6 protein-coding genes are annotated in these 12005 nt (G+C 61.1%); 5 read left to right on the top strand and 1 reads right to left on the bottom strand.

Annotated features, from left to right (window positions below):
- The first annotated feature begins 280 nt into the window (after positions 1-280).
- The 3 genes from tamA to BN1130_RS00915 all read left to right on the top strand — a co-directional run bounded on the left by tamA (position 281) and on the right by BN1130_RS00915 (position 6596).
- A complete protein-coding gene (tamA, locus tag BN1130_RS00925) occupies positions 281-2053 on the top strand; it encodes an autotransporter assembly complex protein TamA (protein ID WP_042039696.1) in 1773 nt (590 codons plus the stop codon).
- Positions 2050-5814, top strand: coding sequence for an autotransporter assembly complex protein TamB (gene tamB, locus BN1130_RS00920; RefSeq protein ID WP_042039695.1), 3765 nt, complete (start codon positions 2050-2052; stop codon positions 5812-5814). The genes tamA and tamB overlap by 4 nt, the downstream gene beginning before the upstream one ends.
- 269 nt (positions 5815-6083) lie before the next feature.
- A complete protein-coding gene (locus BN1130_RS00915; RefSeq protein ID WP_042039694.1) occupies positions 6084-6596 on the top strand; it encodes a VC2046/SO_2500 family protein in 513 nt (170 codons plus the stop codon).
- A 122-nt stretch (positions 6597-6718) separates the two neighbouring features.
- Here BN1130_RS00915 and hpf read toward each other — a convergent pair whose 3' ends face one another.
- Positions 6719-7069, bottom strand: coding sequence for a ribosome hibernation-promoting factor, HPF/YfiA family (gene hpf, locus BN1130_RS00910; RefSeq protein WP_042039693.1), 351 nt, complete (start codon positions 7067-7069; stop codon positions 6719-6721).
- 351 nt (positions 7070-7420) lie between these two features.
- Between hpf and BN1130_RS00905 the strand changes: the two genes are divergently transcribed.
- Together BN1130_RS00905 and BN1130_RS00900 are read left to right on the top strand one after the other, a co-directional pair.
- Entirely contained in the window at positions 7421-9931 is a 2511-nt protein-coding gene (locus tag BN1130_RS00905) for a putative bifunctional diguanylate cyclase/phosphodiesterase (RefSeq protein ID WP_042039691.1), read from the top strand.
- A 74-nt stretch (positions 9932-10005) separates the two neighbouring features.
- Positions 10006-11901: a transglycosylase SLT domain-containing protein gene (locus BN1130_RS00900; RefSeq protein ID WP_042039689.1), complete on the top strand. Its 1896-nt coding sequence runs from the start codon at positions 10006-10008 to the stop codon at positions 11899-11901.
- Positions 11902-12005 lie beyond the last annotated feature (104 nt).

Below are 12005 nucleotides of genomic sequence, written 5' to 3'. Positions count from 1 at the left end.
ATCCGCCGTGCTCATCCCGTGCGAGCCATTCGGGGTGCGGCTGCATTGACCACTATTTAGCCTGATGGGGCGCCAATTCCACCCCCTTGGATTAACTTATAGCCAACTGGTTAAATTTTATGACAAATCCAGGTTGCTGATGGGTCTGAAACCGCCATGGGACTATGGTAGGATGCCAGTCATTGAATGCAAGCCGCTTCGCCCTGGGCGGGAGCCGCCACCCTTACCACGATGTGACCTGCATCGTTCGCTTGAGCATGAGACTTGGGGAAGTTGACGTTTGACAGGATGCTATCTGCCCATACCTGCGGGTAAATCGCAGCCGCGCCACCGGGTGCGTGCCTGGCTCTGGCTGACGTTCTGCCTCAGTTGCCTGGCGTCTCCCGTCATGGCCGCCAAGCTGACCTATGAGGTCAAGGGTATCAAGGGCGCCAACAAAGAGAACGTCGAGGCCTATCTCAATGCCTTGCCCGTCTTCCAGGAGCGGCAATACCGCCCTGCCCGCGCCAAGATCATTGAGGGCACCGAGCAGGCCCTGCAGGTGTTCGGCTATTACCAGCCCAAGGTCAAATTGAGCCGGGACAAGAAAAAGCCCTCCAGAGTGATCGTCGACGTCAAGGCGGGGGATCCGGTGCTGATTTCCCGGCTGGATGTGCTGCTCGAGGGGGATGCGGGCAGCGACGAGATCTATAGCGAGCTGCTCGACAAGCTGCCCCTCAAGGAGGGGGAACCGCTCAATCACGGCAAGTACGAATCCATCAAGGCCGATCTTGGCAGCCTGGGGCTGGCGCGGGGTTACTTCAATGCCCGCATCAGCAAGAGCCAGGTGAAGGTATACCCGGAGAAGGGCACCGCCGAGATCTACATAGTGTTTCGTTCAGGTACTCGCTATCACTTTGGCGAGGTGCGCTATACCGCGACCCCGGAGGCGCTGCGCCTCATCAAGCCGCTGGTCAGCATCAAACGCGGCGATCCCTATCTCGCCATCAAGATGGCGGAGACCTCCCAGGACATCTCTTCGACCAAGCTATTCAAGCAGGTCGATCTCAAACCCCTCATCAGCGAGGCCCAGGGAGATCAGGTGCCTATCCAGGTCACCCTGGCACCGCGCACCCAGCACGAGATAGAAACGGGTATCGGCTATGCGACCGACGTGGGCCCCCGGGTGAGTGCCACCTGGGAGAAACCCTGGATAAACCGTTATGGTCACCGCCTCAATGCCACCGCCAATGTGTCGGCGCCTCAGGCTGATCTCAGTTTCGACTACCAGATCCCCATCATTGGCAAGAATCCGCTGCAGGATTACTACTCGCTGCAGGCCGGTTATCGCTACACCAACAACAATGACACCCGCTCCGACTTGACCACAGTCGGTGTCCATCGCTGGAAACGGCGACCGGATGCCTGGGACAGGGACGTCTTCGTGCGGCTGGAAAACGAACGTTATGAGCAGGGCTCGGATGCGGGTAACAGCCTGCTGCTGATCCCCGGCGTCGCCTGGTCCAGGCTGCGGCTGCGTGGCGGCCTGGTGCCGGATTGGGGCGACAGACAGCAATTGACCCTGGAATTTTCCGACCCTACCTGGGGCTCGGATATTCGCTTCATGCGCGCCTGGGGTCGCACCAAATGGCTGCGCACCTTAGGGGACAACAACCGTTTTCTGCTGCGAGCGGAGCAGGGAGCCATCATCGGTGATGACTTCTCTCTGGTGCCGCCCTCCCTGCGCTTCTTTACCGGTGGCGATCAGACGGTACGGGGTTATGGCTATGAGGACATAGGGCCAAGGGATGCGGATGGTCAACTCCTGGGTGGCCGCTACACCACGGCACTCAGCGCCGAATACAACTACAGATTCAGCGAGAAGTGGCTGGGGGCCCTGTTTGTGGATGGCGGCACCGCCACCGATGACTATCAGGAGCCCTGGAAGATAGGCACCGGAGTCGGGGTGCGCTGGGTCACGCCAATCGGTCAGGTCAGGCTGGATCTGGCGGTTGGCATCTCGGAGGAGGATAAACCCCTGCGCCTGCACTTCGCCCTGGGGCCTGAATTATGATCTGGCTAAAACGCATTTTCCTCTGGCTGATGGGCCTTGTCTTCCTGCTGCTGATTGGCATCAGCCTGCTCTGTTTTACTCACCAGGGTAATAAATGGCTCTGGGAGCAGGCCAAGTCGGCCCTGCCCGCCCTCAAGGGGGAGCTGGTGGCCGGTCAGCTTGGCTATGGCTGGACCCTGGAAGGGGTCGGCTGGCAGGATGAGCTGGTGGATGCCAGGGTCGAGCGCGCCGTGCTCGACTGGGATCTGGGCAAGTTGCTGCAAGGCCAGCTCTGGATCCGATCCCTGAGCCTGACCCATCCGGTGGTCAAGGTGGCCGAGTCGGCGCCGAGCGAAGCGACCCCCAGCGAACCCTTCGTCTGGCGCCCTCTGCCGATCCGCATCCAGATTGATGCCCTCAAGCTCAGCGATCTGGATGTCGATGTTCCCGGTCTGGCGCTGGTGCTCAAGTCTCTCGACATCGGCGCCAAGCTGGACAGGCATGGCCTGACGGTCCGTGGCCCCGTGCTCGATGGATTGACGGTCAAGCTGGCGGAGGCCGCGCCCGCTGCGGCGGCTGAGCCCAAAGAGAGCAAAGGGTCCAAACATGAGCCCGTCGCCAAGGCTGCGAAATCGACGACCCTGGTGGCGAGTTCTGAGCAGGGCGCCATCGCCATCGAACTGCCCAAGATCGACCTGCCTTTCCCGCTGCGCCTCGAGGGGGTCATGCTGACCCGACTCAGCTACCAGCAAGGGGATCTCAAGGAGGGCATCGACAAGCTGCTGCTCTCGGTCCGGGGGGAGGGGGATCGCATCGATATCGATCAGCTGTTCCTGCGCCACGCCATGGCCGACCTGGATCTCAAGGGTCACATCAGTCTGCTGGATGATTATCCCCTCGACCTGACCCTGACCGCCAAGGCGCGCAAGGCCCTGCTCGATAATCAGCTCAAGGGCGAACAGGCGACCCTGACCCTGGGGGGCTCGGTCGGCAAGCTGGCCCTGGCCCTGGATGCCAAGGGACCGGTGGCGGCCAACCTCAAGGGGTCACTGGCAGCCCTGGATCCCGATCTGCCCTTCGATCTGAAACTGAGCTGGCCCGGTCTCAACTGGCCGCTGCACAAGCCGGCAGAAGATGAGCCCAGTTATCAGTTGAAGAAAGGGAGCCTGACCGCCAAGGGGGCACTGTCGGGCTACCAGTTCGCCTTGAATACCTCGGGGCAGGGCACGGATGTGCCCCCCTTCAAGCTGGCCCTCAAGGGCAAGGGCGATCTGGGTCAGCTCAGCAACATCGACCTGCTGCTCAATGCCCTGCAAGGAGAGCTGAAGCTCGATGGCAAGCTGGCCTGGCAAAAGGGCGTGCAGTGGCAGGGGGTCACCAGCTTCAAGGGGATAGATCCCGCCGAGCTGGTGCCCGAGATCAAGGGCACCCTGGCTGGCCGGGTCGAGAGTGAGTTTCAGCTAAGCGACGCCGGTCATTGGCAGCTCAAGGTGCCGGCCCTCAAGGTCGACGGCAAGCTCAACAAATATCCCCTCGCCATCACCGGCCAGCTCAGCGGTGATGATGCCATGAATTGGCAGATCCCCGCCTTCGCGCTGCAAACTGGCCCCAACAAGCTGCAGGCCAAGGGCAAGCTCACCGAAAAGCTGTGGCAGCTCGATGCCCAGTTGGCCGCCCCGGATCTCTCCGGGCTCTATCCCGGTTTGCGTGGCGACTTGAGCGGTACCCTGGCGCTGGGCGGTAATCAGCAGGCGCCGCGGGTCAATGCGGCCCTGAGCTCGACCCGTCTCTTCTACGCCGGTACTGACCTCAAGGGCATAGTGCTCAAGGGCAATGGTGTGATCGGGGAGGTGCCCGCCGGCAAGCTGGCCTTGACGGTGGCCAATCTGACCCAGGGCAGCACAGTCCTCAAACAGATCAAGTTGGATGCCGATGGCGATCTTGGCCGTCACCAGTTGTCTCTGGACATGAAAGGAGATCCCCTGGCCGCCAATCTGCGTCTCAATGGCGGCGTGCAGCAGAGTCATTGGCGCGGGGCGTTGACGGAGCTCAGCATCAAGACCCCGATGAAGCGCTGGAAACTCAAGGCGCCCTGGAATCTGGACGTCGATCTCGACAAGCAGCGGTTGGCGATGAGCGATCTCTGCCTCGGCTCCCAGCAGTCGAGCCTGTGTGTCAAAGGAAGCCAGATCTCGGCGGCTCAGGGGGAGCTGGCCTTTGCCCTGAACGAGTTCGACCTGAAACGGTTGCGCCCCTGGCTGCCGGATAACTTCCAGTGGCAGGCGGTGTTGTCGGCCGATGGTCGCGCCAGCTGGAAGGGGGGGCAGCCCAGGGTGCATGCCACCTTGCGCACCACCCCGGGCACCTTCATCGCCGATGAGCTCAAGACCAGCTACCAGCAACTCGCCATCGGTTTCGATCTCGAACCTCAACAGGCGAATTTGCGCCTCGATTTCGTCTCGGGTGACATTGGCAGCATAGACACAGACCTCATCATCAAGGATCCGAGCGGACGTGGTCTTCTGTCCGGTCAGCTCAAGTTCACCGGCCTGAAACTCAGTCCGTTTGCCCCTCTGCTCCCAGAGGTGCGCTCCCTGCAAGGGGTGATCAGTGCCGACACTCGCTTCGATGGCACCCTGAAGGCACCGCTGCTGTTTGGCCAGCTCAATCTGGTCGAGGGCGAGGTGCAGACCCACACCGACATGGTGACCCTCAAGCAGCTCAAGACCCGCCTCAAGATTGAGGGCAACCGGGCCGAGCTTGATGGCAGCATGCTGGTCGGCAAGGGCCCCCTCGCTCTGGGGGGCTGGCTGAGCTGGGCCAAGACGCCCATCGAAGGCAGCCTGACCATACAGGGCAAGGATCTGGAGGCGCAATATCCGGGCATGGGCCGGGTGCGGGTCTCGCCGGATCTCGCTATTTCCCTTGGGGGCAAGACCGAAATAACCGGCAAGATAGTGATCCCCTGGGCGCGGATCCTGGTCAAGAACTTGCCGGAGAGTGCGGTGGCGCGCTCCGACGATGTCACCATTATCTATGACGAGCTGGCACCGCCGGTGGAGCAGACCGCACTGCCCCTGGAGATGAAGGTGGCCGTGGTACTGGGGGATGACATTCGCCTCGAGGCCATGGGGCTCAAGACCAAGGTAAGCGGCGGGATCAACCTCAATCAGGAGCCGGAGAAGCCCCTGTCCGGCACCGGTCAGCTTGAGCTGAAAGATGGTCGCTTCAAGGCCTATGGCCAGAACCTGATCATCAAGGAGGGACGCATCATCTTCTCCGGTCCCCTGGACAAACCCTATCTCAACATCGAGACCTATCGGGATCCAGATACCATAGAGGACAACGTGACGGTCGGGGTCAGGGTGACGGGGCCGGCGGCCAAGCCGAAGATAGCCGTCTATTCGGAACCGCAGATGGCGCAGTCCGAACAGCTCTCCTACCTGTTGCGCGGCAAGGGCCTGCAGACAGGGGGTGAGGATGGCGGCTTCAATGGCCTCTTGGTGGCGGGGGCGGTCGGCCAGGTCGGCGGCGTGGTGTCCGATATTGGCGAGTCCCTTGGCATGAGCGATGTCTCCCTGGATACCGAGGGTAGCGGGGATGATACCCAGGTCACGCTCTCTGCCTATCTGTTGCCCGGTCTGCAGTTCCAGTACGGGGTAGGGGTATTTAGCCCCATCGCCGAGTTCAAGCTGCGCTACGAAGTGCTGCCGCGACTCTATCTGCAGGCCATGAGCGGGGTGGCCCAGGCGGTGGATATCTTCTACCGCTTTACCCTCTGACGCAGTGGCAATGAACAAGAGGGGAGCTCAGACTCCCCTCTTGTTGTTCAGGGCGCCCCATCTGGCATCGATTGATTTCAGGCAGGCTCTGTTGAGGGGGAGTGTAGCAGGGGCGACATCGCCGAGAGCCGGGTGTTTTGCTGCGATTGACACCCTGAATCCTCGCCGATGGCCTGGCGTGCTAGCGCCGCCGCGGAACATGAGCACGACCCCTAAACCTTGACCCGGCGCGGCCGATAACAGGGTACCTTTCATATCGCAGAGTCATCATGCTACCCAACACCCTCCGCGAACGTCTGCTGGTCGATGAAGGACAGCTCGGCCAGCGTCTCAATCAGGATCTGCTGCGCGGCGATCGCGCCGATTTTCGCCTGCACCTGGCCCTGCTCACCGAGGCGGTGGAGGAGCAACCCTGGTTCGATGAGGCGATATCCGCCCCTGAGGCGAAGATTGACTGGCGCGAGCGGTTTGGACTGGCTCCTGCGACCCCCTTGCAGGCCGATGAGACAGCGGACAGTGCCCATCTGACCGAGCGGTTGCAGCAGGGGGGCAGCATGGTGGATGCCAGGCTCTGGCTGGCGCTCAATCCTCCCCCTCTGGTGGGGCGGCAGCCGGTGCTGGACGAAGGGGTGTTTGACAACCTGAGCGCCCTGGGCCGGGCACGGGTAGAGGCTCGCTGGCAGTTGGCCAACAAGGGGCGCGAGAGTGCTCCCCTGGTTATGTTGCCGCTGCTGGACAGCTTGGCTCAAGGGGTGGATGCGAGCCTGCACTGGCGCAGTTGAGGGATTGGGGGTGGCTGGCAGGGTACGCAACATCGTCGGATCCGCAGGCAGCCTTGGCAGATATGACCATAGAAAAAGGCGGCTAGGCCGCCTTTTTCTCTCCAACTGATGATTTTGTCACATTAAGCATCGACTTCCGCGTCGGCTTCTTCCGGCTGGGCTTGCTCCTTGAGAGGAGACTGGCCACGGCGCGCCAGGGGTTTCTCGGTATAACGGTTGAGCTGACGCTCCAGCTTCTGTCCCAGGTCGTTGATGGCAGCGTAGAGATCCTCGTGTTCTGCCTGGGCAAAGAGTTTGCCGTTGGGAATACCGGCGGTGGCTTCAATGTTGAACATCAGTCGTTCCTTGGAGACGATCACATGGGGTGTGATAAGCGGCACCTGAAGACGCTCGAGCTTGTTGAAGCGAGATTCAATACGCTCGCGAATTGCCGGGGTGATCTCGATGATTTTACTGGTGATTTCAATTTTCATATTGGCCCCCTTCGGGTCGTCTTGCTTGTGTCTTCACCTTCAGAATACCCATGGAGGAGGGAGATAATGTGATCCAGATCACATTATCTGTTCTTTGTTATTCATCAAATTGTAAATTGTGATCTTTTCGGCTTCTGGACCAAAAAGCACTTGAGCTGCATGAAATGGGCAGGCAGTATGGGGAAATTGGATCCTATCTGTCCCTTCCCGGCAGCACAGTCTGTCGACTTTTAATCAGGTTTCACCCGCACTGCCCCCACCCATTTTTTCTTTCCCCACTATATTCGGGAAGGCGAGGGCGATCTCGGTATCCTGCGCATTCTGGGACAGAGACAATAGTTGGAGTCGTACATGAAGCAGCAGGCCACTCAGATGATGTGGTTTTATGATCCGGCCCAGAGCCAATGGCGAGTCTCGGATCATGCCTCTAACCAGCTTTGGCAAGGGGAGGGGTCTCACCCCTGGAGCGATGACCTGGATCCTGCCGACGAGGTCGGCTTTGCCCAATTCCTTTCCCGCCTGCAGCAAGGGGACAAGCCTGGCCAGTTTATTGGCCACCTGCAGGGGGAGGATGGCCAGGCCCATCATTACCTCTGGTGCGGCCAGTATCTCCCCGATCAGGCGCTCTGTTGTGGCTGGATCAGTCCGATAGAGGTCAACGATCGCTCCTTGCTGTCAGCCCAGGCCAGCCACGAGCGTGCTGTGCTGCGGGTGCAAGATCCCTTGCTGGCCCAATTGGCTCAGGCGCTTTCCGCCAAGACGGGGCTGGAGTTCTTCAGCACCCTGGTCGATGAACTGGCGCTTATCCTCAATGCCGATGCTGTCTGGTTGGCCGAGCGAGGGGATGCGGCGTCGCTGCGGGTCCTGGCCAGCCATGGCGTGGAACCGGATCACTACCGGCTGGAGGGCATGCCCTGTCAGACCCTGTATGAAGGAGGCCAGGCCCGGACTCTGATGCTGGAGGCCCCAGTACAGGATCAAACCTGGCTTGCCCCGGGCCAGACCTATCATGGGCATCCCCTGCGCGATCGCCATGGTCAGGTGCTTGGCCACCTGGCACTGCTTTTTTCCGGCTCGGTGGCGCTGCCTGACTTGGCCAGTGCACTCACCATCTTCTCGGTGCGCATGGTGGCCGAGCTGGAACGGTTGCAGAGTGAGGCTCAGTTACGGCTCTCTGCCGTGGCATTCGAGACCCATGAAGGCATCATCATCACGGATCCCGATTACAAGGTGCTGCGGGTGAACCATGCCTTCAGCCAGATCACCGGCTTTGACAGCCAGGCGGTGCTTGGCAAGCGGCTGAGCTGCGATCTCTGGCCCAGTGAAGGGGGCCTGGGGTATGAGCTCGACCATCTGAGCCGCTGGCAGGGGGAGACGATGCGCCGCCACGCCCGTGGTTATGGTTACCCCCAGTGGGAAATCGTGACCCCGGTGCAGGATGACAAGGGGCGGATCAGTCACTTTGTCATCTGCTTCGAGGATATTTCGGAGCGCAAGGCTGCCGAACGCCGCATTCAGGATCTCGCCTATTACGACGAGCTGACCGGTCTGCCAAACCGGCGCCAGCTCCATGAAACCCTGGAACAGACTTTCGTGGCGGCGAGCCGGGATCATCTGGTCGGTGCCCTGCTGTTTATCGATCTCGATCACTTCAAGACCATCAATGACTCCCTCGGCCATGCCACAGGTGACTGGCTGCTCAAGGAGGTGGCCACTCGCCTCAAGCGCTTGGTGCGCCAGGGGGATTGTCTGGCTCGTCTGGGCGGCGACGAGTTCGTGCTGCTGTTGCCCTCTCTCTCCAGCAGCCCGCCCCAGGCGGAGATGCAGGCCGATCTCATTGCCGAGCGATTGATTGGCGAGATAGCGGCGCCCTATCGTCAGGGGGCACAGGTGCTGCACATTGGTGCCAGCGTGGGGATCACCCTGTTTCCGGGACGTGAGCAGGGGGTGGACGATCTGCTCAAGCAGGCGGACACCGCCATGTATCAGGCCAAATCCGCGGGCCGCAAGACCCGTCGCTTCTTCGATGCCGCCATGCAGCATCAAGCGGACAGGCGGCTGCTCATTCACAACGAATTGCGCAGTGCCCTGAGCGGGGGCGAGCTGATGTTGCATTATCAGCCCCAGCACCTGGTGGAAGGCGGTGATCTTATCGGGGTCGAGGCACTGATCCGCTGGCAGCCGCCGGGGCGCGCGCTGGTCTCCCCCGCCGAATTTATTCCCATCGCCGAGGAGACGGATCTTATCGTCGACATTGGCAACTGGGTGCTGCATGAGGCGTGCAGCCAGTATGTGAGCTGGGAGGAGAACGGGATCCATATTCCCCAGTTGTCGGTCAATGTCAGCGCCAAGCAGTTTCATGCCCAGGATTTTGTCGAATGTATCTATGACGTACTGGCGCAGACCGGCATGGATCCGGCCTGCCTGAACCTGGAGATCACCGAGTCTGTGGTCCTGGGCCATGCGGAGGACACCATCAGCAAGATGACCGAGCTCAAGCAGCTCGGTATCAGCTTTGCCATCGATGACTTTGGCGCCGGTTACTCCTCCCTGAGCTACCTCAAGCGCTTGCCTGCCGACGAGCTGAAGATAGACAGATCCTTTATCCAGGATATTCCCCGGGATGGCGACAACATGGCCATCGTCGAGGCGGTGATCGCCATGGCGCGTCACATGGGGTTCAACGTGACGGCAGAAGGGGTGGAGTCGCGCCAGCAGCTGGAATTTCTGCGGGCCCAGGGCTGCCATTTCTATCAGGGATACCTGGCTTCCAAGCCGCTGCCCGTGCCTTATCTGGAACGCTACGTCAAACGGATGGGGGGCAAGTTGGAGGCGAGAAATTCCGTCGCAGCAAAGCTGTAGCCCGGGCCGTTTACGGGTAGAATGGGGAGACAGAACAGGGCGCCATTGGGCGCCCGATTTTAGGGAGAAGTCGAGTGAAAGCCGTCTGGGGAATCATCTTATCCGCCCTCCTGGTGCCGGGGGCCATGGCGCAGACCATGGATCAGTTGCGCTATCGCCAGGCCTATGATGCGGTGCGCGCCAACGACATGGCTCGCTTCCAGACGCTCAGAAGCCAGCTCAACCATTACCCGCTGCTGCCTTATCTGGACTATTACCGGCTCGCGTTTCGTCCGGGCGGCGCCGAATATGGCGAGGTCACCCGCTTCATCAAGGAGCATGCCGATACCCCTCAGTCCAATCGTCTGGAACGCAGCTATCTCATTCATCTGGCTCAAAGCAACCAGTGGTCCCAGTTCCTGCGGCTCTATCCCGACGTCCCCAACTCCACCGAGCTGCGCTGCATGCACTATGAGGCGCGCTACCATACCGGCCATCGCGAGGAGGGGCTGCGCGAGGCGGGCAAGCTCTGGCTGAGCGGCGAGTCGCGCCCGGATGCGTGCGACTCTCTGTTTAGCCTCTGGCAAGGTGCCGGGTTACGTACCCAGGAGGCTGTCTGGTCGCGGATGATGCTCGCCTTCGAAGGGGGCAACAGCAACCTGGTGAATCATTTGACCAATCAGCTTGGCGCCGGGCTCAAGGGCAGTGGCACCCTGATGGCCAGCTTGCTGAGTCAGCCGGCCAAGGTGATGAATCCCGTCTATTTCAGTCAGGAGCGGCACTCGCGCCAGCTGCTGCTGCAGGGGTTGGTGCGTTATGCCAACAGCGAGCCGGATCGGGTGCTGGGGGCATTGGCCAGCTATCGCAGTCGTTTCGCGTTCAGCGCCCAGGAGCTCAAACCGGTTGAATACGCCATTGCCCGGCGTTACCTGTTGGATAGATCCCCGGCTCAGCGAGCCTGGGTCGATAGCCAGGTGCGGGCGCAACCCGAGTTGGTGGAGCTGCGGGCACGGCTTGCGATTTGGGAGGAGGATTGGCGCGGGCTCGAAGGCTGGATAAAACAGCTGCCACAGGCGCGGCAGAAAGAGGATCGTTGGCGCTATTGGCAGGCTCGCGCCCTGGAAGTGCAGGGTCAGCAGAAGCCAGCCAAGGCGCTCTATATTGAGACCGCCGGCCTGCGCGGCTTCTATGGCTTTATGGCCGCTCAGCGCAGCGGCGTGCCTTATCGCCTCAAGAATGAGCCGCAGGTCAGGGCCCCGGACTGGCGCAGTGCCGCCGGACGCTGGCCCTTCCTGGCCCGGGTCAAGGAGCTGCTCGCCATGAACGAAATCGCCGCGGCTCGCTCGGAGTGGATCCACAACATGGATCGCAACTCGGTGGCCCAGCGCATCGAATTTGGCCATGTCGCCCTCAATCAGGGTTGGCATGAGCTGGCAATCCTCGCCAGCATTCGCGCCGAGGCCTGGGATGCCCTGGACTTGCGCTTCCCGCTGCCGCTGCAACGCACCTTCTCCCAGATGGCCCGTGAGCGGGTCATGGATACCAGCCTGCTCTATGCCATCTCCCGTCAGGAGAGTGCCCTCTATCCGCTGGCGCAGTCACCGGTGGGCGCGCGGGGGCTGATGCAGCTGATGCCGGCCACCGCCAAGGAGACCGCCGGCAAGCTGGGAGTCCCTTACCGGGATCCTCAACAGCTGTTTGATCCCATGATGAACATTCGCCTCGGCAGTGCCTACCTCAAGCGACTGCTGGATGTGTATGACGGCAATCGTATTCTGGCTGCCGCCGCTTACAACGCGGGGCCGGGCCGGGTGAAACGCTGGCGTGATGCCCACACCGACAAGCCGATGGATGTCTGGGTCGAGAGCATCCCCTATCAGGAGACCCGCAACTATGTGCAGAATGTGCTGTCGTTCGACCTCATCTATCGGCACAGGCTCAAGCAACCCCTGCGTTTCATGTCCGAACGAGAACTACGCCACCAATACTGAGGCGGTGCAGCGTGGCCCCGGCTCCCTCTCCAGGGTGGATGGGGTATCATGGGGCAAGGTTTTGTTACAAAAAGAAACCTGTCAGGTGATCGGGCGCCGCGTTC

Origin of the sequence: Aeromonas rivuli, assembly GCF_000820045.1 — a bacterium.
Taxonomy (GTDB): domain Bacteria; phylum Pseudomonadota; class Gammaproteobacteria; order Enterobacterales; family Aeromonadaceae; genus Aeromonas; species Aeromonas rivuli.
Note: the sequence above shows the minus strand (reverse complement) of the source record. Positions and strands in the feature narration are given on the sequence as shown.

What these genes read in the sequence shown, in the direction of transcription:
- tamB (WP_042039695.1), top strand. Translation starts at nt 2,050, where the DNA reads ATGATCTGGCTAAAACGCATTTTCCTCTGGCTGATGGGCCTTGTCTTC.
- BN1130_RS00915 (WP_042039694.1), top strand. Translation starts at nt 6,084, where the DNA reads ATGCTACCCAACACCCTCCGCGAACGTCTGCTGGTCGATGAAGGACAG.
- hpf (WP_042039693.1), bottom strand. Translation starts at nt 7,069, where the DNA reads ATGAAAATTGAAATCACCAGTAAAATCATCGAGATCACCCCGGCAATT.
- BN1130_RS00905 (WP_042039691.1), top strand. Translation starts at nt 7,421, where the DNA reads ATGAAGCAGCAGGCCACTCAGATGATGTGGTTTTATGATCCGGCCCAG.